The sequence below is a fragment of the Sinorhizobium sp. CB7 genome (genome assembly GCF_041357635.1).
Classification (GTDB): domain Bacteria; phylum Pseudomonadota; class Alphaproteobacteria; order Rhizobiales; family Rhizobiaceae; genus Rhizobium.
Genome location: NZ_JAULLL010000002.1, coordinates 76831 through 102913 on the forward strand (window position 1 = coordinate 76831; position 26083 = coordinate 102913).

Below are 26083 nucleotides of genomic sequence, written 5' to 3' on the forward strand. Positions count from 1 at the left end.
TCATCCTTTCGCCGGCGGGGTCTCGTTTCGATTTTCCGGCTCGTTTTCGATGGTGAATTGCACACGTTCGCCCGCCCAGACCGTTTCGGAATAGGCGATCGGTCGACCGTCCATATCGACGTCTGTCTTCTGCACCACGAGCACCGGCTGCTGCGGCAGTTGGGCAAGAAGCTGCGCTTCTTCGCCGATCGCGCGACGGGTCAGGATCGTGGTGGACTGGCGCAGGTAGTCGGGGATGCCGAAGGCCGCGTAGATCTCTGTGACGGACTCGCCCGCCCGGCGGCGCAGATGCATGTTTGGAAAGCGCTCGACCGGGTGGTAGGAATGGCTGAAGCTGATGGGAACGTCATCGGCGAAACTGCGCCGGACGATCATGTAGACGCGCGCACCTTCGGCAAGCTTGAGCGCGGCGGCGATCGCGGGTGGAGCCTCGATTTCCTCTTCCGTTATCGGCTGTCCGGAAGGAAGGCGCCCCTGTTCGAGCAGGTTCTTTCGGAAACGGGTCCGGCGGGCAATATTGTAGGTGATGATGGACTGTTCCTCGACGAAAGTGCCGCGGCCCTGTTCGACCCGCACCTTACCGGCTGACGCCAGTTCCGCGATCGCACGCCGGACGCTGTGGCGGCCGACGTTGAATTGTCCCATGATCTCAGTTTCGGTCGGCAATCTATCGCCGGGCGAAAGCGCGCCTGAAGCGATATCACGGCTGATGCGCTCTTCGACGAGCTGCCATTGCCCGGATCGCGATCTGCTAGGGAGTGAGTTCTGCGTTGTCATTCGGATGAACCAGAAATTCATTCGGATGACATCCCTATAGCAACGATCCGTGACAATTTCGTGTAGGGTTCGGAAGTTTTACAGCAATAAAAAAGCCGGGCCGCGAGGCGGCCCGGCTGATACAAGTAGAGCAGTAACTATTATTCGGCCGATACGATCTTGCCGTTTTCCCACTTGAAGAGTGAGAAGCTCTTGGAGGTGAGGTCGCCGGTTTCCCCATAGGTGAGTTTGCCAATGGCGGTCTGGATCGGCTGACCGTCCTTCAGGGCCTTGGTAACGGCTTCCGCGTCTTCGGCGCTTCCGGCTTTCTCGATACCTGCCTTCAGGACTTCGACTGCAGCATAGGCATTCAGCGTAAAGGCTTCCGCCGGAATCTTGCGCTCCTGCAGCGCCTTTGCGGCGGGCTGGGAATCCGGGCTCTTCGTCGCGTCGGAAGCGTTGGTGAAGAGCGTTCCGGCAGCCGCGTCGGTGCCGATCGTCCAGAATTCCGTGTTGGAGAGACCGTCACCGCCGATGATGGTGGCCTTGACGGAGAGATCATGGAGCTGGCGTGCCAGCAAACCCCCCTCCGGATGATAGCCGCCGAAATAGACGACATCCACATTCTCTGCCTTCAGGCGCGTGGTAAGCGCACTGAAATCCTTGTCGCCGGGGGTGATGGCGTCATCGAGGACTTCCTTCATGCCGCCGGCATTGATCCCTGCCTTAAAGGCGTCCGCCAGGCCTTTGCCGTAAGCGCCCTTGTCGTTGACGATCGCCACGCGCTTATCCTTGAACTGCTTCAGCACATACTCTGCGGAAACCTGGGCCTGCTGGTCGTCACGGCCGCAGGTGCGCAGCACGTTCGACAGGCCGCGCTTCGTCAGGTCTGGGGCAGTGGCTGTTGGCGTTACCATCAGCACACCGTTTTCAGCCAGCACGTCAGAGACCGGAATGGCAACGCCTGATGTCACCGGTCCAACCACGAAGCGGATGCCTTCGCCGACGATCTGGTTCGCGGCGGAAACGCCCTGTTTCGGCTCGCCGGCGTCGTCTGCGAGCTTCAGGACGACCTTCTGGCCGAGAATGCCGCCCGCCTTGTTGATTTCGTCGACAGCCGTCTGCGCACCATTCTTCACCTGGTCCCCATAGGCGGCGACAGGCCCGGTCAGCGGCGCGATCAGGCCGATGACGATATCCGCATGCGCCCCTTGCGCAAAGGCCAGCGAAGCGACGAGGGTCGCACCCGTCAGTGTCTTCAGATTCATTTTTCTTTCTCCTTGGATGGCTCGGCAGAGCCCCTCTCGTTGATCCCACGACTTCTGATACGCCTGCTGCCGAAAGGCGCCCCGTAAGATTGGATATCGGTATTTTGACCGACGAAAGCACTCAAGACCTTTTTTATGTCCCAAGGGCCTCCCTGAAGTATTTTCTGTAAAAAAGCAGCGACGATTCCGCAAGATGATAACATAAGTCGCGCGATTTTTACTTGTTTTCGGCCCGGCGCGAGAGATCCGGTTTTTGCGTTCTGCTACGACCTATGCGCGTTTTCCGGCTGCCGATGCCTCGGATCCATTTCCGCAGCCTGGCATGAGACGATTTGCACGGCGGCACTCTGAACTTTGATTGTTCGGGCTGATTCCCATGGAGTACAGTGAAGATCGAGGCGCAGTCGATCCTGTTGCAATGAATGGTCGATGCCGGCAGGCCGGCCGATCCGTCAAACGAAGATAGCAAGAAAGCGATCCCATCGATGCCGCAGACAGTTCTCACCCTTTCCACCCATGGTCAGGGACTTTACGAATTCACCGATCAGGCGGCGGATTTCGTCCGCAGGTCGGGCGCAGAGGAGGGGCTGCTGACCATTTTCGTGCGCCATACCTCCTGCTCTCTGCTAATCCAGGAGAATGCCGATCCCGACGTGAAGACAGATCTTGCCGCTTTCTTCCGCCGGCTCGTGCCGCCGTCATCCGACCCGTCGATGCGCTGGATCGTGCATACGACCGAGGGACCTGACGACATGCCGGCTCATATCAAAGCGGCATTGACACAGGTTTCCCTCAGCATTCCGGTCTCGCGCGGCCGCCTGCTGCTCGGCACGTGGCAGGGGCTCTATCTCTTCGAACATCGCGACCGGCCGCACAGGCGCGAGATTGTGCTGCATCTGGGCGCCTGATTTTCTCCATTAACCGTTGTGAATGGAAACTGAATGTGCAGTTCGAACCGCATTCAGGTTGATGGATTTATGGTCGCATCATCCCATTGCGGGATGCAGCCCGTAAACTCGAAAGGACGGAGACATTTCATGACCAGCATCTTTGCAAAAGCCGGCATCGCAGCGCTCATTGCCTTTTGCGCCATCCCGGCCACCGTATCGACCGCCGCCGCAGCAGGCCCGCACGGCGCCTTCGTCGAGGCTCAGTATGGCGGCGACCGGCATTATCGCCCGCACCGGACCTGCTCGCCGATCCAGGCCGTTCAGAAGGCCCGCATGCACGGCCTGCGTGACGTCCGTGTCACCGGCATTTCGCCGCGCCGTGTCGTCGTTGCCGGCCATAGCCGCCACTACGGCCGTGACCGTATTGTTTTCGCCAATGTCCGCGGTTGCCCGATCATCCGCCGTTAAGGTGGCGATTCCAATTGCAGCGTTGTCTGCTCCAATTGTGCCACTTTTCTCACTGAACTAAACAGGTGATTCTGAAGACAGGTGATTCCGATGACGTCGGAATCACCTGTTCTTTGTTATCAATTGCCGAATATGTGCTTCAACTCTCGCTTCACGGAGAAGAATATGATGAGCTTTCTGGCAAGGGCGGGCTTCGCCACGCTGCTTGCGATGGGCACACTCGCAGGGACCATCGTGCCTGCCTCCGCCCAAGTCGGTGTGGATATCTATGTCGACAGCCCGCGTCACCGTCCGCCACCGCCTCCTCCTCCGGGCTATTACCGTCCGCCACCGCCACCAGCCTATGGGCGGCCTCCGCGTGGCTGCGATCCGCGGCTGGCCGAGGATATTGCCCGTGATTATGGTCTGCGTCGCACCCGTGTGGTCGATATTTCGCCGCGCGTGATCACGGTAGAGGGTTTTGGGCGTCGTGGTCCCGACCGTATTTTCTTCGGCAACGTCCGCGGCTGCCCGGTCATGCGTCGTTAGTTGACGATCGTCCCGATTTCGCTCGCCTCTCATGGACCTGCGGGCGAGGCAGGGCAGCGTTTTGAATTCCCCGGCCAGCCCGGGCTGGCCGGGGATTTTCTTTATTGCTCGAGAGCGAAGGTCACGTTGATGGTGACGTTGTAGGAATTTTCGCCGCCTGCAACCGGGACGGAAGCATCCGATGCTTCTTTCATCATTGCGGCCCGATAGACCGGCTGCGGCACCGGACGGACCGTGTTTTCGTTGATTTCGACGATCCGGCCAAGCTTGACGCCCGCCGCTTCCGTGAGCGTCTTCGCCTTAGCGATTGCATTGGTGACGGCGATTTTGCGCGCTTCGTCGATAGCGCCTTCCGGCTTGTCGTTGGTGAACTGGATGTCGCCACCCTGATTGACGCCAAGGCTGACCGACTGGTCAATGATCGCGCCGAGCTTCGTCAGGTCGCGCACCCGGACAGTCAGAGAATTCGTCGCCAGATAGCCGATGAGCTGCGGCTGCTGCGGTTCGCCCTCCTTCGGCTGAGGATAGCTGTATTGCGGCTGGATCGAGAAGCCGGAGGTCTGCAGATCGCGTTCGGCAATGCCGCCCGCCTTCAGCGCCGCGAGCACCTCGCCCATCGCCTTGTTGTTCTCGGTGAGTGCTTCGCCGGCGGTCTTGGCCTGTTTGACAACAGCAAGGGTGATAACTGCCATGTCGGGCGCCATGACCGATTCGCCTTCGCCGGTCACCGTAATGATGGCTTCGCGGGGCTTTGCCTCCTGGGCAAGCGAGATGGCGGGCGCAGCAGCCGCAATCGCGGCGCCGAAAAGTGCCGCCAGGGCAAAATCCTTAGGTTTTGTCATGGGCATTGGTTCATTCCTTGGTTGATGTTTCCGCAATGCTTTTGTCGATGGATTGTGAAGCTATTACGGCAGTGTCTTGTAGCCTACGGCAAATTGCGTTAGAGCGAAACGCGTGCCGGCGGACCATTGCGCCAGCGCGACGTGCGTGGCCCCGTGCCCGCCGGGGCCTGTAGCTCAATGGTTAGAGCCGGCGGCTCATAACCGCTTGGTTGGGGGTTCGAGTCCCTCCGGGCCCACCAATGTCTTCCAACTGACAGAGTTGCCACCCGAAGGAAGGCTATTGATGGTAGCGTGACGAAACAGCGATGTAGCACGAGATCACATTGCAGAACCGGAACCGGGACGCCTGCCTTCGAAGCCCCGCAATCCGCCATCTGGCGCCGTAGCTTAGAGATAAATGACGTGCTTAACAGCGATCGCTACCAGGTGAGGCAATATCAAGTAGCGTTGGCAAGAGATTGCCGCTGCCTACTGTAGATCCGTAGCGATCCTTTGTCGTATTTGATTTGGGATCATACGTCCCTCGACTACTGCCGTATCTGTCTTTGATGGTCTGAACTCCGGAGGAGCTAGTTGAGATTCTGCCGATCTGAGCTCCGTACCTATCTTTAAGAATCTCGTCTGCAACAGTAATCGCAGGAAGGCTGCAAACGACAATAAGTGCCGCTATGCTGGTTTTGAAAATAATCCGGCTCACGATGAACAACTCCGCCCTTTGAGTGAAATTTTGCTCCCACAGTGGGATTACATGACATTGGTCTGATCAACCTGAACGGCGGCAGAACTTCGCATTCAGCTTCTATTCACAACGATTGCGCGAAAAAATCATGCGCTCGGAGGCGACGCCATGTCGCGCCGCAGTGCTACAGCCTTCATCCGGGACAGGTTTCGGGGGCCATGAGGAAAGCAGCGATCAAACTTGCGGTTTTGTAACCTCAGGTAGACGGTTTGCTTGCAGCTTCTGTCGGCCCCTGAGCTCAGCAGGGAGCGCTAACCCCCAACCGGAGCCATCACAAGCCATCACAACGGTTCCTTTGCTACAGCCGAAACATCATTGCTTCGGTTTGAAATCACTACACAGCTTTGCCACCCCAAAGTTCTCACGCGCGCCCCAACAAATCGCGAGAAGAAAATGGCAGAGAACGTCGTCAACGCAAATAACTCGATGAAGCCAGTCTACTGGTTGGCCGTGGGAATGTTCGGCATTGGTACCGAGAGCTTCATGATCGTCCCCCTTTTGCCGCGGATGTCCGCCGATCTATCCGTACCCCTCGTGGATGTTGGGGTGCTGGTGACAGTGTTCACCCTGACATTGGCCCTGAGTTCACCGATACTGACGACACTGCTGGGCAATCTCAACCGCAGGAAGCTCCTCATCATCGCTCTAGCAGCGTTTGCTCTGGCGAACGGATTTGCGTGGGCGTCATCCAATTATTGGCAACTCCTCATGGCGCGTATCCTTCTGGCGTTATCGGCCGGACTCTATACACCGAATGCCAATGCTCTTGCTGGGAGCATCGTACCACCCGCGAAACGCGGGCGTGCAATTTCGATCGTCAATACCGGTCTCACAATCGCTGTCGCCTTCGGGCTTCCTCTCGGGTCTTTGGTCGGCCTGACATTTGGCTGGCGGATGACGTTTCTTGGGGTCGGTCTGATATCGCTTCTCGCCATCGTTGGTCTGCTTGTTGGCATCCACAGCAAAGCCGGTGACCACATGAAGGTCGCGAGCCTCAGGGATCGTCTGCAGGTGGCCGGCCAACCAAACATACTGATCGTGCTTGTCATTACGCTGACGTGGGCGGCAGGTGCCTATGTCCTCTGGACTTACTTTGCCCCTTATCTCAATCAGACGATCGGCGCATCGGGTGGGGAGATAAGCGCCGCGGTGTTCCTTTGGGGCATCTCGGCGGCGGCGGGCGTCATTCTCGGCGGGCATCTCAGTGACCGCTTTGGACATCGCGCAGTGATGGTTCCGCTGCTCAGCCTGCTCCTGCTGACACTGCTGATATTTTCCGGCAGCGCGCTATTCCTGACCCAGCGTGAGGCGATCGTGCCCGTTGGAATATCAGTTTTTCTATGGGGCATCGCAGGCTGGGGTTTCTACCCGGCGCAGCTCTCGCGCCTTGTTGGCTTGGCAGGCCATGCCCACGCGCCCATCGCTCTGTCCCTCAATCATTCATTCATGTATCTCGGCTTTTCGATAGGCGCGTCCGTCGGTTCATTGGTGATGCTTCACGCGTCCGTGGCGGATCTCGGATGGCTAGGCGCAATCTTCGAAGTCGTCGCTCTCCTCTTGCTCTTGTCGACAACCCGAAGGGAAACAAGCAGCACGATTGCTCAAAACCCTTGAATCCGTCGCCAAACTTCAGGCAACAACCGATATATGCGAAATCCGCTCCTCATCAGCCGCTCGGATTAGCGCCTCCCGGACGACTTCCGGGGGAACTTCATCGTGCAACGCGCGAAGACAAAGCCTCACCGCGATAACGTATTCTTCACCATCATCGCTCGGCCAATAGTTGATAAGCGTTTCAGCTGCGTCTCTTACGGTTCTGATAACTTTGTACTTTTCTCTGCCACGCACGGCGAGCCTTACGGCAGGAAACTGATGAGAGGTGTGCCATTTCATTACGCAATCCCTCCAGAAGATAAGTATGTCCGTAACCATGCAATAACTGTTCCGAATTCGCAGGCGGGGATTTTGGCGGCCGTGGTCAGGGGTGGAACGTGCCAAGGTGAAGATTGCGGCCTTCGTGGCATAAAATGAGATGTCCGACCCGATGCTTCGACCGAGATCACTGGATGACACCGGATGCAAGGTCTATACTTCAGTTCGGAGTTGACCGCTCTCAAGTCAGCGGCTCGAAGAAGCACGGACGGCGCGTGCGAGGAGCGATAGGGGTCAAGCTTCAGATGGAAGCAGGGGAGACTCAGCCAGCCGGAACAATCGCATATCCTTTTCTGTTTCCCTGCTATCTTCAGAAAGGATGGTCGCCATGGAACAGATATCCCCACTAGATCTGGCAACGGAATACATGCGGCTCGGCGGACACAGGCGTGCAAAGGTCGACGATAATCACGTAACAACGCGGCAATGGGAACGGGACACTCCTGAAGCCGAGGCGTTTTGGAACGTGAATATCGAGCCTCTCGATGACAGGCGCCGGCGGGAAGTCGTGACGCATCTGCCTTCGATCTGAGACGTCTAGCCGTTGGCTGACCGAAGCGACGACGGAAGTCTATGCGCTATCTACATGCTATAGCTTGGTGGTCCGAATCACGCGACGCTTGCCCACTCTTGCGATCGCTGCATCCAGCAATTGAAGCGCATACTCCACGGCCGCGTCAGTGTCCTCAGTGCAGAGTTTCGTTCTCTTGCAATGGACATGCAAGGTTCGCCTGATCCGCCGTCTGATATCAGCCAAGGCCTTTGGATCAGCGAGGAACTGATGCAGGCAGCAACTCGCCACGACCTCGGAGGCAATCAGTCGTCCCTCAACTTCGCCAAGCGTCGGAATAGCGAAGCGTTCTCCCCCTCTTTGGCATCCTCGATCCGTTGTCAGCATGTCTATCTCCTTAGTTCTACCTCAGGAGGCAAAATATCCGAACCACGATTGCTCCAGGACAGAAAGGCCTTCTGTCCGCGACATGTTTCTCAGCGTTAGTGCCATGCGCAGCTCCCGGATTCTCAGTGTTCAATCTACCGCACATATCCGATCCACGCGTTGATGGAACGCAATGACGCGTGGTCCGAAAGGCGTTGATGCTGGCGTTCTCGACAGGCTGGCATATGATCCAAGTTTAACGCGGTCAGCATCGCTGTTTCGATCGACAATGGGACCGTCTTTGGAGCATGTAAAGGGCCATGCATCCCCGTGAGAGGGGGTGCCGGCTTCAGCGAGTGCGATCTAGCCGGTTCCACAGTTTAATAGTAATTCAGAAATTTCTAATACATAATTGTGCTGCGCCGGATCGTTCAATTCGGAGCAATTTGGCTGCTCGGTCAGATGATGCAGGACAGGGGATCCATGGTATCAAATGCCAGGCTTCACATTACGGGCGTGGCCGATCGCAGCGACGGGTCCGGCGAGGTTCTTTTTGGGCGGACGGCGCGCACTGCCATGATCGGCTCGCGCCTTATCTCCGGAGAAGCTGCGCTGACAGGCTGGAACGCCGTGCGATGCTGACCGGCTGGAGGAAGAAAAAGGACATCCTCTCCACCTGGGCTGCGCCACTGCGGTTGCATCTGAGCGTCATTATTCTGGGGCTGTTGGCCTGTATTGCCCTTCCGCTCGTATGGATGACATACGCGCAGGGCAAGTTCACGGCTTTATCGACCGGCGAAGCCCAGATGCGCCAACTCGGGCTTCGCACGATCGAGGATTACCGCAACGTCTTCAACAGTGGATACGCTGCGATCGTCACCGGGGCGGTTGTACCGGAGATGCTGACTGCGCCGCCTAATGATCTCAACGCAAAGCAGGACTTTCTCCTGAAGGTCCTGCAGTCGTCTTTTCGTATCGACGGCATATATGCGGGTTATCCCGGCGGTGATTTCGTGCAGGCTGTCGACGTCGCAGCAAATCCCCAATGGCGTGACAACCTCAACGCTCCCGCGGATACTGCATTTGCCTTCCGCGTCGTCAGAAAGCTTGCCGGCGGGTCCGATACGACCTGGACGTTCTACGACAAGAGTGCGCGTCCGCTTAATCGACGTGCCGATCGTGATGACATCTTCGACCCTCGTATTCGGCCCTGGTACCTTGCTGCTGTTGGCGAAGGCAAGACGGTGTCAGTCGGCCCCTATGTCTCTGCGTCGACCAATTCGCTGACGATGACACTGGCGACACCCGCAGGCGAGGGCAATCGCGTGGTGATCGGAGCGGACGTGCTGCTGATTACCTTGGGGGAAATCGTCGATGTCAGCACGCTCTCGCAGCATGCGCGTGGCTATGTCTTTGACCAGAGGGGCCGTCTGATCGTCCACTCCGACAAGAATGTCATGAATGAAATCAGGGGCCAGCTCCGCCGTGGGCGGGAGCCGTCGCCTGTAGCCTTGGCGCAAGCGGATCCTGCACTTCCGGCAATCGCAAATCTGTTCGCACCTGCCGGCGGTCCACCGACGGGCGAGATCGTCCATTTCCCGGTAAATGGGAGTGAATACCTGGCACAGATCTTTCGGGAGGAGGTCGCCGGACTGCTTGGCGGATATACAGTCGTCATCGCTGCCCCGCTCGATGAACTTGTGGCTCCCGTCGCGCGCACGCTGCAGCGCAATCTTGCCATCGCGGCGGCTTTCCTGGCCGCAGGCGTGCTGGCAGCAATCATCATCTCCCGGTTGATCAGCAGGTCGCTGTATGCGCTCGCCGACGAGGCGAGACACATGGGCAAGCTCGAATTCGGTGAAAGCCGCGTCTCGCATTCCTGGATTTCCGAGGTCAACTCGCTGGCAAAGGCGCTGAGCTCCGCGCGCAACGCCATCAGGAATTTTTCACTCTATGTCCCGCGGGAACTCGTCCGCAGGATCGTCATCGCCGGTCAGTCTGCCGCGGCGGCCAGGCAGGACATTACTGTGCTTTTCACCGACATAAGGGATTTCACTACTATTTCCGAACGGCATTCGCCGGAGGAAGTGGTAGCCTTGCTCTCGAGCTATTTTCAAACCCTTAACGATATCATAGAGCGCCACGGCGGCACCATCGTGCAGTACATCGGGGATTCCGTTCTTGCCATGTGGAACGCTCCGGTTCGTGATGACCGGCATGTCGAGAATGCTTGCCGCTGCGCGCTCGCCATGAAGGCCGCAATAGACGCCATGAATACCGCCAACTCAGCGGACGGTCGGCCCGAGCTCTTCACTCGCTTCGGCCTGCACACGGGACCTGCTGTGGTGGGCAGCGTCGGTGCGGAGACACGCCGGCAATATACCGCCATTGGGGACACTGTTAACATCGCCTCGCGTCTGGAGGGCCTCAATAGACAGTATGGGACTTCGATCCTCGTCAGTGGCGCAGTCCGAGATGTGGTCGGCGACGTGTTTGAGTTCGTTCCTATCGGGATCGTCAGTGTCAAGGGACGAACGGGGCAGACGGAACTGTTTGAGCTTAGAGCATAGGGGCACTTCGGAGCACTTAGTCCTGAGATTCGCCGGCACTTATCTGCGCTAATGCGGGAACCTCCCGTGCTGCCAGGTGTTTCCTGATGACAGTCAGGAGACGCACATGTCCGAAAATGACGATATTGAGCGGGTGTGGGACCTCATCGAGAAAATCGGCTTCTGCATGCTCGTAACGAAGAACGGTGAGGAGATCAGGGCTCGGCCGATGTCGGCCTACGCCGAGCGTTTGGAAAACGCGATCTATTTTCTCACGGATGTCCACAGCCATAAGGATGACGAGATCCAGCAATCGCCGAATGTCTGCCTCGCTTTCTCGGATCCGAGAGGGCAAAAATATGTATCCCTGTCAGGTACCGCATCCGTTTCGAACGATCGTGAGCGCATAGACGAACTTTGGGCGACGCCGGCCAAGGCGTGGTGGCACAGTCCTGACGATCCATCTATTCGCATCCTGAGGGTGGCTCCTTCCTCCGCGGAATATTGGGATAGTCCTGGCACGGTCTTCAGCTACATAAAGATGGCCGCAGCGGCGGTCTCCAACACAAAGCCTGACATGGGCGACAGCGCCAAGGTAAGGCTGTGATCGGGAGAGTGTGACCGGCAGGGAAAGCTGCAAGGAGGAATGGGATGGTCGAGAAAGTGCAGCCCACGGGAACGTCTGGCGTGGGAGCAAGCGGTTATTCCGTCGCGGAAGCCGATTCCATGGTCGAAGACGAGCTGCCTCCCACAGCGCTCGAGATGGCCCGCGCCAAAGCGGAAGCTGATCTAGAAGATCTTCGCGATGAGATATTCGCCCTGCGCGAGCACGTCGCCGAGCTACGACGTCAAATGCGCAGGGTCGTGCAGGCTGAGCGAACATCTCTCAACGCCAGCGCGCACGCTCAACTCGGCGAATATCCCTGGATCAAGTTGGCGGCGGCTTTCGGCGCGACGTTCGTTCTCGCGCGGACCATACGTGGCCTGCCCATCGCGTCATTGATTGCCATTCTGGCCCAGCGCAGACCTGACTGATGGTTCATGTATCGGACACGAGCTGGATCCATGCCGGCGCGTGGTCGCTCGCATGTTCCCAACTTCGAACATGCCTGTCCACCTCGGCTTCTTCCAGGCGGTCCGCCAGGGAAGGGCTGAGAAGGAAATGGTCGATGCGCAGGCCGGCATCCCGTGCGAAGGCGTTTCGAAGATATTTCCAGAAGGTGTAGACACGTTCGCCCGGATGGCATTCGCGCAGGGCATCCGTCCAGCCCTGGGCAAGCAACTCGGTATAGGCTTTGCGAACCTCGGGCCGGAATAGTGCATCATCTCGCCAGCGGTCCGGCGCATAGACATCGAGATCTGTCGGCATAACGTTGTAGTCGCCCACCAACGCTGCGGGGATGCCTAGCTCCATGAGCTCCGCCGCATAACGCCTCAACCGCTCGAACCAACGAAGCTTATAGTCGAATTTGGGGCCTGGGGCAGGATTGCCGTTCGGAACATAGAGGCACCCGACGATCATGCCATCGATCGCTGCCTCTATATAGCGAGACTGGGTGTCGTCAGGGTCACCTGGCAAGCCTCGGCGGGTTTGGACAGGCTGTTTGCCCCGGGTAAGGATCGCGACGCCATTCCATGTCTGCTGACCGTGCCAGATGGCGCCATAGCCTGCGCGTTCGAGCTCCCTACGCGGAAATCGGTCGTCCGACGCTTTCAGTTCTTGAAGGCATACCACGTCCGGTTCAGCTTCCTGGAGCCAGCGCAGGAGGACCGCCAGGCGGCCGTTGATACCGTTGACGTTATAGGTGGCAATCTTCATCGCTGATGTCATTGCCCACGATTGCCGCCCTCGCCACGTTGGGGCAGGTCACGAGGAAGAGTTTCAGAGCCATGGCGTTATCTCAGATATCCGAATTGAACGGCGGGCCTGTCGGACTGTGCCGGCTTCTGTCAGGCGAGGACTCAGCGCCGGAAGACGCCTTTCTGAATTCGCGCAGCTTTTCATTCCGAGACGTCCGCCAGTCGGCAAATTCATGCTAGGCTTACTTACATAGCAACTGCAAGAGGCAACCCAGAATGTCCGATTCCGATGGCAGCATTCTCGATTATATCGGGATTCTTGCCGTTTTCTTCCTTGTCGCTGCAAACGGTTTCTTCGTGGCGGCCGAGTTCTCGCTGGTGTCTGTGCGGCGCAGCCGTGTCGCTGAACTCGTTTCGGCTAGGCGCATGAACGCGACAGCTCTCCAGCGGGCAGTCGACAATCTTGATGCCAATCTCGCAGCCACTCAGCTCGGGATTACCATATCGTCTCTCGGGCTCGGCTGGGTCGGCGAGCCGGCGCTTGCCCATCTCATTGAGCCGCTGCTGACCATATTGCCGGCCGGCTGGGCGTCGGCCGGTTCGCATGCGATCGCTGTCGTCGTCGCCTTCATCATCATAACCGCGCTCCACATCGTGCTCGGAGAACTGGCTCCCAAGAGCCTTGCCCTGCAACGCAGCGAAGGCACCGCACTTGGCGTCGTGCGGCCGCTGGCTGTTTTCCTTTTTCTTCTGAAGCCTGCGATCCTAATCCTGAACGGGCTTGGAAATCTGGTGCTGCGCGCCGTCGGCCTTCATGCGGGGACGGGCGAAGCCTCATTGCATTCGCCGGCCGAACTCAAGCTGCTGGTTGCCGAAAGCCAGGAGGCGGGGCTGCTCGATCAGGCACAGCAACAACTCGTCGAGCGGGTCTTCAACATCGGGGACAGGCCGATCTCGGATATCATGACGCCGCGCCTCGAGGTCGACTGGATCGACGCCGACGACAGCATCGCGGATATGCTGAAGACGATCCGCGAATGCCGGCATGAACAGCTCATCGTCGGGCGCGGCTCGATTGACGAGCCGATCGGCATGCTGCTCAAGAGAGATCTTCTCGATCAGATCCTCGATGGCGGGCAGCCGAATCCGATGGCAGTCGTCAAGCAGCCACTCGTTGTCCACGAGAACACCTCCGTGTTTCGCGTTCTCGATCGCTTCAAGGCGACCCCCGTGCATCTGGCGATCGTCATCGATGAATATGGAAGCCTCGAAGGCATTGTGACCCAGACAGACCTTCTGGAGGCGATCGCAGGTGACCTGCCGGGGTCGACCGGAAAGGAGCCCGATATCGTCGTCAGAGCGGATGGATCGCTTCTTGTCGAAGGTATGATGCCTGCATTCGAAGCCTTCGAGAGGATCGGCATGCGCGACCGCCCGGAGGACGCCGGCTTTCACACCTTTGCCGGCTTCGCCCTCCACCAGCTTCAGCACATTCCGGAGGCCGGAGAGACCTTCGAGTTCGGCGGCTGGCGCTTCGAAATCGTGGACATGGACGGTATGCGCATCGACAAGATTCTGGCTTCACGGCAGCCTGAAGAGTAATTTGAACGCATTCCGCTTGCAGCGAAAATTCTCCTTTACTTTACGGTACAGGACGAGGATCTTCGCCGCCACTGAGAGTAGCAGGAGGGAGGGCCATGGTGATCGAGGATGATCTTTGCCGTATTGCCAAACAGGAGGAGGAGCTGCGTTTCGATAGCTTCGATCTTGCGACCGCGTGGCGGCTCGGGGAGCTCCTGCAGGAGCTGGCGGCCGAGCGGAGGCTTGGGATTGCTATCGATATCACCCTGCATTCGATGCCGGTTTTTTACGTGGCAATGCCAGGGTCGACACCCGACAATTCCCATTGGGTACGTCGCAAGCGCAACATGGTTCTGCGTTACCTGACGAGCAGCTATGCCTCGACCCTTGCATTGCAGAAGAAAGGCAAGTCCATCGAAGACAACGGTCTTGCGAGCGCAGATTATGCGGCGAGCGGCGGGAGTTTTCCGATCACTGTCAAGGGCACCGGCTGTATCGGCGCAGTCACAGTGTCCGGCCTGCCGCAAAGGGACGATCACAATCTCGTCGTAGAGGCCCTGGCATTGTTGCTCGGCAAGGTGCCGGACGATCTGCTTCTTCCGTCCGTCGTGGGCCCGGCCATCGTGTGACGGGCGTGCCATAATTTAGACAAAGAAAAGCCATGGAAAACGCAAAATCGGGCCGCCGGACAGGTGACGCGATGCTTCTGTTCGAGTAAGAGAAGTTATCGCCTTTCGCTCATCGGAAATCCATGACCCGCCTTTTGTTCGCGCTTGCCGCCATCGTCGGTTCGACGCTGCTTCTTGCCTCGTGCAACACGCTTTCAAAGGAGGAATGCGTGGCTGCCGATTGGCGCGTCATCGGGGAAACAGACGGTGCTGCCGGCTACGATCCGCAGCAGCGGTTCGCCTCGCACGCAAAGTCCTGCGAGCGCGTGAAGATCGTCCCGGATCAGACGGTCTGGTACCAGGGATACCAAGCAGGACTGGTGCGCTATTGCACGCCGCTCAGCGGACTGTCGCACGGACAGGCGGGTGATGGCTACAGCAACGTCTGCCCGCCGCAAACGGCGGCAGGTTTCCTGCGCGGCTACAATCTCGGCAACAAGCAGCATTCGCTGCAAGCCCGGCTCAGTTCGCTGCAGTCGGATTATGCCTTCAAGGAAGCCGACGTTGATCAGCTTTCCGACAGGCTGAAAGAGGCAAAAGCCGACGACAAGCGCGACATGCGCGACCGGATTGACGAGCAGGAGAGGGAGATGCGGCGCATCCGCCGCGAACAGCACGAGGTCGAATTCGAACTCGATCGTGTCGGCCGCGACATCGAACTGTTCCAGGCGAATCCCGACGCGCCCCTGCCGATGCCTGGCTACTAGATCCTATTCCTGCGGATGTCTGGCGCGACGCGTCTCCTCTACCTGCTGTGACAAGCACAGGCGAGGGCGAAGGCGCGGCGCTCCAAGTCATTGCCTGCCTCAGATCTTGCCGCCCGCCTCGGCAATTACCTTGGTCAGGCTGCCGGTTGCCGGGAAGAGGGGGATGAGGCAGGCCTGCAGCGCATGGTAGATATCGCCCTTGCCGGGGAAGATGGAATGGGCCGGTGCAAGGTCTTCCGTCAGTTCCTCATGCCAGCCGCCGTTCGCATGATCGATGAAGAAGCGGGCGATCACGCCCCATATCTTGCGATAGCTTTCCTCGTGGAAGCTGCTCGGCAGATGCTCATTGAGGTAATGGGCAGCACCGGCGCCTTCGCAGGCCGGCCACCAGAGCTTGTTGCGTTTGGCAGGCACATCGTCCCAATCAAGCGTATAGAAGAATCCGCCCTTATCGTTGTCCCAGCCTAGTGACATCGACTGGGAAAAGAGGTCACTTGCAGCGGTCGGCATCCAGGCGTGGCGTTTGCCGCCGCGCGACCAGAGCTGCAGGACAAGGCGCGCCCATTCCAGCCAATGGCCCGGCGTGGTGCCGGAAGGACGGAACATCTCATTGCCACGGTAATTCTTGTCGAGCGTCCATTCGGCATCGAAATGCTCTGCGACTCGCCAGCCGACGGAGCCGGCGGAACGGCGGATGACCAGGTCCGCGATGCTTTCCGCTTTGTCGAGATAGGCCCTGTCTCCGGTCGTCTCGAAGGCCGCCATTAGCGCTTCGGTCAGGTGCATATTGGAGTTCTGGCCGCGATAGGTGCCGCCATCAATCGGCGACCAATCCTGATTGAATTCTTCGGCAATGGCGCCGTGCCGCTTTTCCCAGAATTTCGTATTGAGGATCTCCGTGACGTCGGCGAGCATGTCATCGGCAAGCGGATGGCCGATCGTTCGGGCGGAAGAGGCGGCAAGCAGCACGAAAGCATGGCCGTAGCCCTGTTTGCTGGCGTCTACCGGGCCATCATTGTTGAGCGACCAGACATACCCGCCATATTTCTGGTCGCGGTGATGGTTCCAGAGATAATTCATCCCGTGGTCGACGATGTCTTCTGAACCGGGGCGACCAAGCAGGGCACCAATCGAGAAGCAATGAATCATGCGGGCGGTCGAATGGATGCCGCGCACCGGATTGACGGAATCGAGCGGTTTGCCGGTATCATCCATATCGTGGAAACCGCCCTTCGGATTGACGGCACGATATTGGAAGAAATCCAAAAGGCCATTGGCCTGGTTCAGAAGCCAGTTGCGGTGATAGCCGCGCTTGCTCCAGTTGCCAAGTTTCGCCGTTTCATCCGGTGCGCTCATAAAAACTCCTCCGATTCCGTGCAAAATCCAGTTCAAGGGCTATATAGCGCACATGCTTTTCTGTCACCGGCGAAACGCCTGATAACCTGCACGCATTGCAGTCAGGCGGAGAGATATGTTGACATAAACATATCTTTATGTGATTGAGAGTGTCGCAATCTGGCCAAAGGAGTCCGTTCATGCTTGATCTTTTCGGTCGCGAGGCAGCCAACCGTGACGGCAGCGAGATTTTCGCCGCCCTGCGCAAAGCTGCAAGTGAACGCATTCTCATTCTCGATGGCGCGATGGGCACGCAGATTCAGGGGCTCGGCTTCGATGAAGATCATTTTAGAGGCGCACGATTCATCGGATGCGCCTGTCATCAGAAGGGCAACAACGACCTGTTGATCCTGACGCAGCCCAATGCGATCGAGGAGATCCACTATCGCTACGCCATGGCAGGCGCCGATATCCTGGAAACGAACACCTTTTCGTCCACCCGCATTGCTCAGGCCGATTACCAGATGGAAGGTGCGGTCTACGATCTCAACAAGGAAGGCGCCGAGGTCGCTCGCCGTGCGGCGATCCGCGCCCAGCGCGAAGATGGCAAGCGCCGTTTCGTGGCCGGCGCCATCGGTCCGACCAACCGCACCGCTTCGATTTCGCCGGATGTCAATAATCCCGGTTACCGCGCGGTGACATTCGACGATCTGCGCCTCGCCTATGGCGAGCAGATCGACGGTTTGATCGACGGCGGCGCCGATATCATCCTCATCGAGACGATTTTCGACACGCTGAACGCAAAAGCAGCGATCTTCGCCTGCGAGGAGCGTTTCGAGGCGAAGGGCATCCGCCTGCCGGTGATGATATCAGGTACGATCACCGACCTTTCCGGCCGCACGCTGTCCGGCCAGACGCCGACCGCATTCTGGAATTCCGTGCGTCACGCCAGGCCATTCACGGTCGGCCTCAACTGCGCGCTTGGCGCCAATGCAATGCGGCCGCATCTGCAGGAGCTTTCCGGTGCCGCAGACACCTTCATCTGCGCCTATCCGAACGCCGGTCTGCCGAATGAATTCGGACAGTATGATGAAACGCCGGAGCTGATGGCAAAGCAGGTCGAGGGCTTTGCTCGCGACGGCCTCGTCAACATCGTCGGCGGCTGCTGCGGCTCGACGCCGGAACATATCGCGGCGATCGCCGAAGTCGTCGCCAATTATAAACCCCGCGAGATCCCAGAGCATCGTCCATTCATGTCGCTGTCCGGGCTCGAGCCTTTCGAGCTGACGAAGGATATCCCGTTCGTGAACGTCGGCGAGCGCACCAATGTCACCGGCTCGGCGAAGTTCCGCAAGCTGATCACCAATGCCGACTACACCACGGCTCTCGACGTGGCGCGCGACCAGGTCGAGAACGGTGCACAGGTCATCGACATCAACATGGACGAGGGGCTGATCGATTCCGAAAAGGCGATGGTGGAATTCCTCAACCTGATCGCCGCCGAGCCGGATATCGCCCGCGTGCCTGTCATGATCGACTCGTCGAAATTTTCGATCATCGAAGCCGGCCTCAAATGCGTGCAGGGCAAGCCGATCGTCAACTCGATCTCGCTGAAAGAAGGCGAGGAGACTTTCCTGAAACAGGCGAGGCTGTTGCGCAATTACGGCGCGGCTGTCGTTGTCATGGCTTTCGACGAAAAGGGGCAGGCCGACAGCTATCAGCGCAAGGTCGAGATCTGCACACGCGCCTACAAGCTTCTGACGGAAGAGGCAGGTCTGGCGCCGGAAGACATCATCTTCGATCCGAACATTTTCGCGGTCGCGACCGGCATCGAGGACCACAACAATTACGGTGTCGACTTCATCGAGGCCACGCGCACGATCCGGCAGACCATGCCGCTCGTCCACATCTCGGGCGGGGTCTCGAATCTCTCGTTTTCCTTCCGCGGCAATGAACCGGTTCGCGAAGCAATGCACGCCGTCTTCCTTTACCACGCCATTCAAGCCGGCATGGACATGGGCATCGTCAATGCCGGCCAGCTGGCCGTCTACGACAATATCGATCCAGAGCTCCGCGAAGCCTGCGAGGACGTGGTGCTCAATCGTCGCCCCGATGCGACCGAACGCTTGCTGGAGGTTGCCGAGCGCTTCCGCGGTGCGGGCGCGAGGGAAAGCAAGGCGCAGGATCTTTCCTGGCGTGAATGGACGGTCGAGAAGCGGCTGGAGCATGCGCTCGTCAACGGCATCACCGAATATATCGAGGCAGATACCGAGGAGGCGCGGCAGAAGGCCGAGCGGCCTCTGCATGTCATCGAAGGCCCACTGATGGCCGGCATGAATGTCGTCGGCGATCTCTTCGGCTCGGGAAAGATGTTCCTGCCGCAGGTGGTGAAGTCGGCCCGCGTCATGAAGCAAGCGGTTGCAGTGCTGCTGCCTTACATGGAGGCGGAAAAGCTCGCCAATGGAACCGCAGATCGCAAATCCGCCGGTAAGGTGGTGATGGCGACGGTCAAGGGCGACGTGCATGATATCGGCAAAAACATTGTCGGCGTCGTACTCGCCTGCAACAATTACGAGATCATCGATCTCGGCGTCATGGTGCCGGCGACGAAGATCCTGGAGACAGCCGTCAACGAGAAGGCCGATATCATCGGGCTCTCGGGCCTCATCACGCCTTCGCTCGATGAGATGGTGCATGTCGCCTCGGAAATGGAGCGGCAGGGTTTCGACATTCCACTCCTGATCGGCGGTGCGACCACCAGCCGGGTGCATACGGCGGTGAAGATCCATCCGGGCTACAGCAAGGGTCAGGCCGTTTATGTAACCGATGCGTCGCGCGCCGTCGGCGTCGTTTCATCGCTGCTGTCGCCCGACACGCGGCAGTCCTACGTCGAAACCGTGCGCACCGAATATGCCAAGGTGGCTGCGGCACATGCCCGCAATGAGGCGGAGAAAGTCCGTCTGCCGATCGCACGCGCTCGTGAAAATGCACAGAAGATCGACTGGGCGAATTACCGGCCGGTAGAGCCGCAATTCCTCGGCACCAAGGTCTTCGAGGATTACGATCTGGCCGAATTGGCGCGATACATTGACTGGACGCCTTTCTTCCAGACCTGGGAACTCAAAGGTCGTTATCCAGCGATCCTCGAGGACGAGGCACAGGGGGAGGCTGCACGCCAACTTTACGCGGATGCGCAGGCCATGCTCGACAAGATCATCACCGAGAAATGGTTCCGCCCGCGCGCCGTCATCGGCTTCTGGCCGGCGGGCAGCGTCGGCGACGATATCCGGCTGTTCAAGGATGAAGCGCGCAAGGACGAGCTTGCGACTTTCTATACCTTGCGGCAGCAGCTATCCAAGCGCGACGGCCGTCCGAATGTGGCGCTGTCGGACTTCGTGGCGCCAGTAGCAAGCGGTGCCCAGGACTATGTCGGCGGATTCGTCGTCACGGCCGGTATCGAGGAGATCGCGATTGCCGAACGTTTCGAACGCGCCAATGATGATTATTCCTCGATCCTGGTGAAGGCACTGGCCGACCGTTTTGCCGAAGCTTTTGCCGAGCGCATTCACGAGCGGGTTCGTCGCGAATTTTGGGGCTATGCGCCGGATGAGAATCTCAGCTACGACCAGATCTTGACAGAGGAATATGCGGGCATTCGTCCGGCGCCCGGCTATCCTGCGCAGCCTGACCATACCGAGAAGAAGACGTTGTTCCGCCTGCTCGACGCGGAAGCGGCGACCGGTGTAAAGCTGACGGAGAGCTATGCTATGTGGCCCGGCTCATCCGTTTCCGGTCTCTATATCGGCCACTCCGATTCCTATTATTTCGGAGTGGCGAAGGTGGAGCGGGATCAGGTGCAGGATTATGCCGTTCGCAAGAACATGCCGATCGCCGAGGTTGAACGTTGGCTCGGGCCGGTCCTCAATTATGTGCCACAGCGAGAGGATGACAAGATCGAAGACGCTGCTTGAAAATGCATCAGCCGTAAGGCCTTGGAGCCTTTTATTCGCAGATTGGTTCAGGTAGTCTCTCGTTGGTGAATTGCCCGCCGGCCGCAACGGCTGAGGCGTCCAGCCTTGCCGGAGCGGAGGCGGCGATCCTCCGGCTCTAAATTAAGTCAGATCGGGATGTCGCCCGAAAAATCGCACACGGCATCTCGCTCTAGTCGGTTAGCCTTTCTCGCGCTCGAAGAATCGCGCCAGCAAGACACCTGTGACCAGGACACCGGCAGCCACGAAAATCGTGTCGCCGGGAGTCCCGATGTAAAAGGGGCCGATATTTGCGAAAAGCAGAAAGGCGATCAGGATATTCGCCCAGCCCCAGACAACATTGACGACAGGAGAGCTGCGCCCTTCGCCATGGAGGCGGACGAACGGTGTCGGAAATGAGCGACCGCTCACGCCGTTGACGAAATGCGGGATGCCGTTTGTAAGGAAAGCGGCTGCGATGAAATGAACGATATAGGCGATCCAGGGCAAAGGAATCTCCAATAGCTACCGTCATAACGTTTCCTGACGGGACTGAATGGAAACTCATTCATTGGGTGGCAGGTTCCCCGAGTAGACAGCACTTAGGACGCTGCGATTGTCAGTTCGGCAACGAAATCATAGGCGTCGCCGCGATAGAGCGAACGGGTGAATTCGACCGCCCGCCCGGAGCCGAGATACGAGATGCGCTCAATCGAAAGTCCCGCCGCGCCGACCGGCACTCCGAGCAGACCGGCATCGGCTTCCTTCATATTGGTCGCTGAAATCCTTTGTACGGCACGGACCGGTCGGACCTGACGCCTTTCAAGCTCCGCATAGAGAGAAGTCGTAACGGCCGACGGATCGGGCAGGAACTCGCCGGAGACACTGGCATGTTCTATCGCGAGCGGCTGATCGTCGGCGATGCGGAGGCGACTGAGGCGCGAAACCTTGGTTCCGGCCGCAAGGCCCAGGATCATCATCTCATCGGGCGAGGGCGTATGCACGCCTTTATGTAGCCATTCCGAACGAGCTTTCATGCCGCGTCGGGCCATGTCTTCGGTGAAGGAGGTGAGTTGCGACAGGCGCTGCTCCACCTTCGAAACCGGCCGCGCGACGAAAGTCCCAGAGCCGTGGCGGCGCACCAGAAGACCATCGGCCACCAGTTCGTCGATCGCCCTGCGCACCGTGACCCGGCTGACGGCGGCATATTCGGCGATGTCGCGCTCGGGCGGCAACGCATCTCCCTGGCGAAGCGTCCCCGCCTTCATTGCCTCTTCCAGTGTCCGGCGCAGCTTGACGTAGAGGGGACCGGTGCCACCGGCCGACATCCGCTCGGGTGAGAATATGACGGTCAGATCCTCGGTCATGCGTCGGGCCTTTCGCCATCTCTCGCCATATGGAGAGCAAAGGCCACCGCACCCTCCAGGGCATCGCCCTTAGGTTCCGCAAGCATGCCTCTGTAGGTGGGGTTCAGCCACGGGCGGTAGGCTGCAGCAAGGCCTCCGAGCAGGCAGATGGTCGGGCATTCCGGCCAGAGAAGCCTGTCCAGATTTTCCTCGATGGCGCGAACGGCGGTACGCATGATGGCCACGGCGATTGGATCGCGGAGATCGGCATGCGCCACCACTTCCGGTGCAAAACGGGCAAAGTCCTTCGGTTTCGATTTATGCGCGAATTCGACGACGCGCTCCGGATCATTGCCGAATTCGAGCATGATCTTATCGGTGAGGGGCGAGGCGGGACGAACGCCGTCATGGGCAAGCAGCGCTCGTTCCAAGAGGTCGCGACCGAGCCGGGCGCCGCTCGCCTGATCGCCGACGACAAATCCCCAGCCGCCGATCTCCGTCACGACGCCGCCACGGCGCGCGCTATAGACCGAGCCGGTGCCGAAAGCGCCGACAACGCCGTCCGCGTCGCCGACTGCACCCTGGAGAGAAATCAGCGCATCCGTCAGGATCCGGCTGTGGGCGAAGGGAAGGGCCTGCTGGATACGGCTTCCGTAGTCGCCGACATTGGCGCCAGCTACCCCAACCGCGGCGGACGCGCTCTCAACGCCGGCCGGGTCAAGCCCCGCGTCACGGAAAGCCTTGCGTGCGGAGGCTGCTATGTTGGTCAACGATGTATCGAGATCGGAAAGAATATTCGCCGCACCGGCTTTGCCGCGGCCGATAATCTTGCCGGTCCTGTCGGCGACAGCCGCGCGGCAGCTCGTGCCGCCGCCGTCAATGCCGATCGCAAATTCCGTCATCGGACCCCTCCAGGCAGTTTCATTGTTATGTTTTTCAGTACAATACCAAAAAAATACCATTTACCAAGAGGCAAAATATTCAATTTGTCATATTTTTATATCATTGAAATTGTTTGATGATTTTTTGCACGGAAAATTTTTTGCGCTCGAAGATTAATTTCGACTGGACAATTGGTATTTTTTTGGCCTTAATTCCTGAAAAGGGAACAGCAGGCAGCTCCAGCAAAAGCGGCAACGGAAGAATTGCCGGACGTATGGTGGCTTTCGCCATTGCAGATGAGCATATGCAGGGCATCCATGCCTATGGCGCTGGCCACGCCCGTTCCTCTTTAAAAGTTGTGATCATTCGGGGCGGACGTTCTGCACCGGATATCCGTCAAGCTTTCTGGGCCGGCAGTCCTGGCGGCCCTCCAAGTGGCTGTTGGGTGTTTCCTCAGGCACGCCAATTGCTTGTTTCAGACCATAACAGCGCTTCACCAGCGCCTAAAACAGGAGAGGGAAATGAAAAAGAGTGCTCTGAAAGGCTTGCTGCTTGCCTCCAGCCTGCTTGCATCGGCGGGGCTCGGCCATGCAGCGGATGTAACGCTCACGGTCGAAAGCTGGCGTAACGACGATCTGCAGATCTGGCAGGAGAAGATCATCCCGGCTTTCGAAGCCAAGAACCCGGGCATCAAGATCGTCTTCTCGCCGACCGCGCCGACGGAATATAACGCTGCTCTGAATGCCAAGCTCGACGCCAGCTCCGCGGGAGACATCATCACATGCCGTCCGTTCGACGCCTCGCGCGAGCTCTTCAACAAGAAGCAGCTTGCCGACCTGACGACGTTGCCGGGCATGGAGAATTTCTCCGCTGTCGCCAGGTCCGCCTGGACCACCGATGACGGCAAGTCGACCTTCTGCGTACCGATGGCTTCGGTCATTCACGGCTTCATCTACAACAAGGATGCCTTCGACAAGCTTGGCATCAAGGTTCCGCAGACGGAGGACGAGTTCTTTGCGGCCCTCGACAAGATCAAGGCCGACGGAACCTATATTCCGATGGCCATGGGCACCAAGGATCTCTGGGAAGCCGCGACCATGGGCTATCAGAATATCGGCCCGAACTATTGGAAGGGTGAGGAGGGTCGTCTGGCCCTGATAAAGGGCACGCAGAAGCTGACGGATGATGCCTGGGTCGAACCTTACAAGGTTCTCGCCAAGTGGAAGGACTATCTTGGTGACGGCTTCGAGGCGCAGACCTATTCCGACAGCCAGAACCTCTTCACTCTTGGCCGCGCCGCCATCTATCCGGCCGGTTCGTGGGAGATTCCGCTCTTCAACAGCCAGGCACAGTTCAAGATGGGCGCCTTCCCGCCGCCGGTGAAGAAGGCCGGCGACACCTGCTACATCTCCGACCACAACGATATCGGTGTCGGGCTGAACACCAAGAGCACGCATAGCGAGGAAGCCAAGAAGTTCCTGAGCTGGGTCGCCTCTCCGGAATTCGCGGATATCTATGCAAACGCGCTTCCGGGCTTCTTCAGCCTGAACTCCACGCCGGTGAAGATGACTGATCCGCTTGCTCAGGAATTCGTCTCCTGGCGTGACAAGTGCAAGTCGACGATCCGCTCGACCTATCAAATCCTGTCGCGCGGCACGCCGAACCTGGAAAACGAGACCTGGGTCGAATCCGCAAACGTCATCAACGGCACGGATACGCCGGAGGCAGCCGCCAAGAAGCTGCAGGACGGCCTCGACGGCTGGTACAAGCCGGCGAAGTAAGAGGGTAGGCTCGCGTGGGGCTGGGCCTGTGCTCGGCCCCTCATCCGCCCTGTCGGGCACCTTCTCCCCGTCTCAACGGGGAGAAGGGACAAGCCGCACCCTCCGTCGTCCCCTCTCCCCGCAGGCGGGGAGAGGGTTAGGGTGAGGGGCTTTTCCACTCTATCATTCCGCGCTGCTCCGCAGCCAATAAGAACGGGCAAGAGCCATGAACCAAGCCGACAATGCCGCAATCGACGTGGTTCCGATCAAGCGTTCGATACGCTGGCATATCTTCGTCTTTCTGCTGCCTGCCTTCCTCGTCTATTCGGCGGTCATGATCCTGCCCTTGATCGAAACGCTCCGGTTGTCGCTCTATAATACGGTCGAAGGGCAATCCGTCTTCGTGGGGCTTGCGAATTTCAAGGTGCTGTTCGGCGATGCGCGCTGGGCGCATGATTTCTGGAACGCCTTCCGCAACAACCTGATTTTCTTCGTCATTCACATGTGCGTGCAGAATCCGATCGGTATTGCGCTGGCGGCGCTGCTTTCGATCCCGAAGCTGCGCTTCGTCGCCTTCTATCGTACGGCGATCTTCCTGCCGACCCTGCTTTCCTTCGTCATCGTCGGCTTCATCTGGAAGCTGATCCTGTCGCCGATCTGGGGAGTCGCTCCCTGGATGATGGATCTCGTCGGGCTCAAGTCGTTCTTTACACCTTGGCTCGGGAAACCCGGCAGCGCGCTGATCGCCGTCTCGCTGATTTCCGTCTGGCAATATATCGGCATTCCAATGATGCTGATTTATGCGGCGCTCCTGAACATTCCGGAAGAGGTGATTGAAGCTGCCGAATGCGACGGCGTCACCGGCTGGAGCCAGTTCTGGAAAATCAAGCTGCCGCTGGTGCTGCCGGCGATCGGCATCATCTCGATCCTGACCTTCGTCGGCAATTTCAACGCTTTCGACCTGATCTATACGGTGCAGGGTGCGCTTGCGGGGCCAGATGGTTCCACAGATATTCTCGGCACGCTCCTTTACCGTACCTTCTTCGGCTTCCAGCTTCAGCTCGGAGACCGGTCCATGGGCGCGACGATCGCAACGGTCATGTTCCTGATCATCCTTGCCGGCGTCTCGCTCTACCTGTTCGTCATCCAGCGGCGGATCCGCCGCTACCAGTTCTGAGGCGAGGCGG

Annotated in this window: 25 protein-coding genes and 1 tRNA gene; 16 read left to right on the forward strand and 10 right to left on the reverse strand. The window is 58.7% G+C overall.

Features of this window, described 5'->3' with window-relative positions:
* A complete protein-coding gene (phnF, locus tag AAE029_RS04520) occupies window positions 1-798 on the reverse strand; it encodes a phosphonate metabolism transcriptional regulator PhnF (protein ID WP_371071614.1) in 798 nt (265 codons plus the stop codon).
* Between the two features lie 119 nt (window positions 799-917).
* A complete protein-coding gene (locus AAE029_RS04525) occupies window positions 918-2024 on the reverse strand; it encodes a branched-chain amino acid ABC transporter substrate-binding protein (RefSeq protein ID WP_371071615.1) in 1107 nt (368 codons plus the stop codon).
* A 485-nt stretch (window positions 2025-2509) separates the two neighbouring features.
* Between AAE029_RS04525 and AAE029_RS04530 the strand changes: the two genes are divergently transcribed.
* From AAE029_RS04530 to AAE029_RS04540, 3 genes are all read left to right on the forward strand, one after another.
* Window positions 2510-2932 (forward strand): secondary thiamine-phosphate synthase enzyme YjbQ, encoded by a 423-nt coding sequence (locus AAE029_RS04530; protein WP_371071616.1) that lies wholly within the window; start codon window positions 2510-2512, stop codon window positions 2930-2932.
* Window positions 2933-3061: 129 nt separating this feature from the next.
* Window positions 3062-3382 carry a hypothetical protein gene (locus AAE029_RS04535; protein ID WP_371071617.1) on the forward strand — a complete coding sequence of 107 codons (321 nt, stop codon included), beginning with the start codon at window positions 3062-3064 and terminating at the stop codon, window positions 3380-3382.
* Between the two features lie 165 nt (window positions 3383-3547).
* Window positions 3548-3910 (forward strand): hypothetical protein, encoded by a 363-nt coding sequence (locus tag AAE029_RS04540; protein WP_371071618.1) that lies wholly within the window; start codon window positions 3548-3550, stop codon window positions 3908-3910.
* Window positions 3911-4011: 101 nt separating this feature from the next.
* Here AAE029_RS04540 and AAE029_RS04545 read toward each other — a convergent pair whose 3' ends face one another.
* Window positions 4012-4758: an SIMPL domain-containing protein gene (locus AAE029_RS04545; RefSeq protein WP_371071619.1), complete on the reverse strand. Its 747-nt coding sequence runs from the start codon at window positions 4756-4758 to the stop codon at window positions 4012-4014.
* A 157-nt stretch (window positions 4759-4915) separates the two neighbouring features.
* On the opposite strand from AAE029_RS04545, the gene AAE029_RS04550 reads away from it, so the two are divergent.
* Together AAE029_RS04550 and AAE029_RS04555 are read left to right on the forward strand one after the other, a co-directional pair.
* Window positions 4916-4991, forward strand: a tRNA-Ile gene (locus AAE029_RS04550).
* A gap of 893 nt (window positions 4992-5884) precedes the next feature.
* Window positions 5885-7105, forward strand: coding sequence for an MFS transporter (locus tag AAE029_RS04555; RefSeq protein WP_371071620.1), 1221 nt, complete (start codon window positions 5885-5887; stop codon window positions 7103-7105).
* 15 nt (window positions 7106-7120) lie between these two features.
* Here the strand turns inward: AAE029_RS04555 and AAE029_RS04560 are convergent, their stop codons facing one another.
* Window positions 7121-7384 carry a DUF982 domain-containing protein gene (locus tag AAE029_RS04560; RefSeq protein WP_371071621.1) on the reverse strand — a complete coding sequence of 88 codons (264 nt, stop codon included), beginning with the start codon at window positions 7382-7384 and terminating at the stop codon, window positions 7121-7123.
* Between the two features lie 367 nt (window positions 7385-7751).
* On the opposite strand from AAE029_RS04560, the gene AAE029_RS04565 reads away from it, so the two are divergent.
* The 5 genes from AAE029_RS04565 to AAE029_RS04585 all read left to right on the forward strand — a co-directional run bounded on the left by AAE029_RS04565 (window position 7752) and on the right by AAE029_RS04585 (window position 11884).
* Window positions 7752-7955 carry a hypothetical protein gene (locus AAE029_RS04565; protein ID WP_371071622.1) on the forward strand — a complete coding sequence of 68 codons (204 nt, stop codon included), beginning with the start codon at window positions 7752-7754 and terminating at the stop codon, window positions 7953-7955.
* A gap of 828 nt (window positions 7956-8783) precedes the next feature.
* Window positions 8784-8942: a hypothetical protein gene (locus tag AAE029_RS04570; RefSeq protein WP_371071623.1), complete on the forward strand. Its 159-nt coding sequence runs from the start codon at window positions 8784-8786 to the stop codon at window positions 8940-8942.
* Complete coding sequence (locus AAE029_RS04575; RefSeq protein WP_371071624.1) at window positions 8936-10870, forward strand: adenylate/guanylate cyclase domain-containing protein; 1935 nt, start codon at window positions 8936-8938, stop codon at window positions 10868-10870. Before AAE029_RS04570 ends, AAE029_RS04575 begins: the two co-directional genes overlap by 7 nt.
* 106 nt (window positions 10871-10976) lie before the next feature.
* On the forward strand, window positions 10977-11456 hold the full coding sequence (locus tag AAE029_RS04580) for a pyridoxamine 5'-phosphate oxidase family protein (RefSeq protein ID WP_371071625.1): 480 nt from the start codon (window positions 10977-10979) through the stop codon (window positions 11454-11456).
* A gap of 44 nt (window positions 11457-11500) precedes the next feature.
* On the forward strand, window positions 11501-11884 hold the full coding sequence (locus tag AAE029_RS04585; protein WP_371071626.1) for a hypothetical protein: 384 nt from the start codon (window positions 11501-11503) through the stop codon (window positions 11882-11884).
* Between the two features lie 4 nt (window positions 11885-11888).
* Here AAE029_RS04585 and xth read toward each other — a convergent pair whose 3' ends face one another.
* Complete coding sequence (gene xth / locus AAE029_RS04590) at window positions 11889-12668, reverse strand: exodeoxyribonuclease III (RefSeq protein WP_371071627.1); 780 nt, start codon at window positions 12666-12668, stop codon at window positions 11889-11891.
* 257 nt (window positions 12669-12925) lie between these two features.
* Between xth and AAE029_RS04595 the strand changes: the two genes are divergently transcribed.
* The 3 genes from AAE029_RS04595 to AAE029_RS04605 all read left to right on the forward strand — a co-directional run bounded on the left by AAE029_RS04595 (window position 12926) and on the right by AAE029_RS04605 (window position 15605).
* On the forward strand, window positions 12926-14251 hold the full coding sequence (locus tag AAE029_RS04595) for a hemolysin family protein (RefSeq protein WP_371071628.1): 1326 nt from the start codon (window positions 12926-12928) through the stop codon (window positions 14249-14251).
* A gap of 95 nt (window positions 14252-14346) precedes the next feature.
* Window positions 14347-14859 (forward strand): heme-degrading domain-containing protein, encoded by a 513-nt coding sequence (locus AAE029_RS04600; RefSeq protein WP_371071629.1) that lies wholly within the window; start codon window positions 14347-14349, stop codon window positions 14857-14859.
* 122 nt (window positions 14860-14981) lie between these two features.
* Window positions 14982-15605 (forward strand): DUF2799 domain-containing protein, encoded by a 624-nt coding sequence (locus AAE029_RS04605; protein WP_371071630.1) that lies wholly within the window; start codon window positions 14982-14984, stop codon window positions 15603-15605.
* A gap of 99 nt (window positions 15606-15704) precedes the next feature.
* Here AAE029_RS04605 and AAE029_RS04610 read toward each other — a convergent pair whose 3' ends face one another.
* Window positions 15705-16961 carry an AGE family epimerase/isomerase gene (locus AAE029_RS04610; protein WP_371071631.1) on the reverse strand — a complete coding sequence of 419 codons (1257 nt, stop codon included), beginning with the start codon at window positions 16959-16961 and terminating at the stop codon, window positions 15705-15707.
* 179 nt (window positions 16962-17140) lie between these two features.
* Here AAE029_RS04610 and metH point away from each other — a divergent pair, with 179 nt between their 5' ends.
* Window positions 17141-20911, forward strand: coding sequence for a methionine synthase (gene metH, locus AAE029_RS04615; RefSeq protein ID WP_371071632.1), 3771 nt, complete (start codon window positions 17141-17143; stop codon window positions 20909-20911).
* A 198-nt stretch (window positions 20912-21109) separates the two neighbouring features.
* Here the strand turns inward: metH and AAE029_RS04620 are convergent, their stop codons facing one another.
* From AAE029_RS04620 to AAE029_RS04635, 4 genes are all read right to left on the reverse strand, one after another.
* Window positions 21110-21418, reverse strand: coding sequence for a hypothetical protein (locus AAE029_RS04620; protein ID WP_371071633.1), 309 nt, complete (start codon window positions 21416-21418; stop codon window positions 21110-21112).
* 92 nt (window positions 21419-21510) lie between these two features.
* Window positions 21511-22275 carry a GntR family transcriptional regulator gene (locus tag AAE029_RS04625; RefSeq protein WP_371071634.1) on the reverse strand — a complete coding sequence of 255 codons (765 nt, stop codon included), beginning with the start codon at window positions 22273-22275 and terminating at the stop codon, window positions 21511-21513.
* Window positions 22272-23156 carry a BadF/BadG/BcrA/BcrD ATPase family protein gene (locus AAE029_RS04630; protein ID WP_371071635.1) on the reverse strand — a complete coding sequence of 295 codons (885 nt, stop codon included), beginning with the start codon at window positions 23154-23156 and terminating at the stop codon, window positions 22272-22274. Before AAE029_RS04630 ends, AAE029_RS04625 begins: the two co-directional genes overlap by 4 nt.
* A gap of 100 nt (window positions 23157-23256) precedes the next feature.
* Window positions 23257-23427, reverse strand: a complete 171-nt coding sequence (locus tag AAE029_RS04635; protein WP_371071636.1) for a hypothetical protein — start codon at window positions 23425-23427, stop codon at window positions 23257-23259.
* A 230-nt stretch (window positions 23428-23657) separates the two neighbouring features.
* Between AAE029_RS04635 and AAE029_RS04640 the strand changes: the two genes are divergently transcribed.
* Together AAE029_RS04640 and AAE029_RS04645 are read left to right on the forward strand one after the other, a co-directional pair.
* Window positions 23658-24917 carry an ABC transporter substrate-binding protein gene (locus AAE029_RS04640; protein ID WP_371071637.1) on the forward strand — a complete coding sequence of 420 codons (1260 nt, stop codon included), beginning with the start codon at window positions 23658-23660 and terminating at the stop codon, window positions 24915-24917.
* A gap of 205 nt (window positions 24918-25122) precedes the next feature.
* A complete protein-coding gene (locus tag AAE029_RS04645; protein WP_371071638.1) occupies window positions 25123-26073 on the forward strand; it encodes a carbohydrate ABC transporter permease in 951 nt (316 codons plus the stop codon).
* Window positions 26074-26083: the final 10 nt, after the last annotated feature.

What these genes read in the sequence shown, in the direction of transcription:
- metH (WP_371071632.1), top strand. Translation starts at nt 17,141, where the DNA reads ATGCTTGATCTTTTCGGTCGCGAGGCAGCCAACCGTGACGGCAGCGAG.
- AAE029_RS04580 (WP_371071625.1), top strand. Translation starts at nt 10,977, where the DNA reads ATGTCCGAAAATGACGATATTGAGCGGGTGTGGGACCTCATCGAGAAA.
- AAE029_RS04565 (WP_371071622.1), top strand. Translation starts at nt 7,752, where the DNA reads ATGGAACAGATATCCCCACTAGATCTGGCAACGGAATACATGCGGCTC.
- AAE029_RS04570 (WP_371071623.1), top strand. Translation starts at nt 8,784, where the DNA reads ATGGTATCAAATGCCAGGCTTCACATTACGGGCGTGGCCGATCGCAGC.
- AAE029_RS04545 (WP_371071619.1), bottom strand. Translation starts at nt 4,758, where the DNA reads ATGCCCATGACAAAACCTAAGGATTTTGCCCTGGCGGCACTTTTCGGC.
- AAE029_RS04585 (WP_371071626.1), top strand. Translation starts at nt 11,501, where the DNA reads ATGGTCGAGAAAGTGCAGCCCACGGGAACGTCTGGCGTGGGAGCAAGC.
- AAE029_RS04625 (WP_371071634.1), bottom strand. Translation starts at nt 22,275, where the DNA reads ATGACCGAGGATCTGACCGTCATATTCTCACCCGAGCGGATGTCGGCC.
- xth (WP_371071627.1), bottom strand. Translation starts at nt 12,668, where the DNA reads ATGAAGATTGCCACCTATAACGTCAACGGTATCAACGGCCGCCTGGCG.
- AAE029_RS04530 (WP_371071616.1), top strand. Translation starts at nt 2,510, where the DNA reads ATGCCGCAGACAGTTCTCACCCTTTCCACCCATGGTCAGGGACTTTAC.
- AAE029_RS04540 (WP_371071618.1), top strand. Translation starts at nt 3,548, where the DNA reads ATGATGAGCTTTCTGGCAAGGGCGGGCTTCGCCACGCTGCTTGCGATG.
- AAE029_RS04560 (WP_371071621.1), bottom strand. Translation starts at nt 7,384, where the DNA reads ATGAAATGGCACACCTCTCATCAGTTTCCTGCCGTAAGGCTCGCCGTG.
- AAE029_RS04600 (WP_371071629.1), top strand. Translation starts at nt 14,347, where the DNA reads ATGGTGATCGAGGATGATCTTTGCCGTATTGCCAAACAGGAGGAGGAG.
- AAE029_RS04640 (WP_371071637.1), top strand. Translation starts at nt 23,658, where the DNA reads ATGAAAAAGAGTGCTCTGAAAGGCTTGCTGCTTGCCTCCAGCCTGCTT.
- AAE029_RS04630 (WP_371071635.1), bottom strand. Translation starts at nt 23,156, where the DNA reads ATGACGGAATTTGCGATCGGCATTGACGGCGGCGGCACGAGCTGCCGC.
- AAE029_RS04645 (WP_371071638.1), top strand. Translation starts at nt 25,123, where the DNA reads ATGAACCAAGCCGACAATGCCGCAATCGACGTGGTTCCGATCAAGCGT.
- AAE029_RS04535 (WP_371071617.1), top strand. Translation starts at nt 3,062, where the DNA reads ATGACCAGCATCTTTGCAAAAGCCGGCATCGCAGCGCTCATTGCCTTT.
- AAE029_RS04605 (WP_371071630.1), top strand. Translation starts at nt 14,982, where the DNA reads ATGACCCGCCTTTTGTTCGCGCTTGCCGCCATCGTCGGTTCGACGCTG.
- AAE029_RS04595 (WP_371071628.1), top strand. Translation starts at nt 12,926, where the DNA reads ATGTCCGATTCCGATGGCAGCATTCTCGATTATATCGGGATTCTTGCC.
- AAE029_RS04635 (WP_371071636.1), bottom strand. Translation starts at nt 23,427, where the DNA reads ATGGCGAAAGCCACCATACGTCCGGCAATTCTTCCGTTGCCGCTTTTG.
- AAE029_RS04610 (WP_371071631.1), bottom strand. Translation starts at nt 16,961, where the DNA reads ATGAGCGCACCGGATGAAACGGCGAAACTTGGCAACTGGAGCAAGCGC.
- AAE029_RS04555 (WP_371071620.1), top strand. Translation starts at nt 5,885, where the DNA reads ATGGCAGAGAACGTCGTCAACGCAAATAACTCGATGAAGCCAGTCTAC.
- AAE029_RS04525 (WP_371071615.1), bottom strand. Translation starts at nt 2,024, where the DNA reads ATGAATCTGAAGACACTGACGGGTGCGACCCTCGTCGCTTCGCTGGCC.
- phnF (WP_371071614.1), bottom strand. Translation starts at nt 798, where the DNA reads ATGAATTTCTGGTTCATCCGAATGACAACGCAGAACTCACTCCCTAGC.
- AAE029_RS04575 (WP_371071624.1), top strand. Translation starts at nt 8,936, where the DNA reads ATGCTGACCGGCTGGAGGAAGAAAAAGGACATCCTCTCCACCTGGGCT.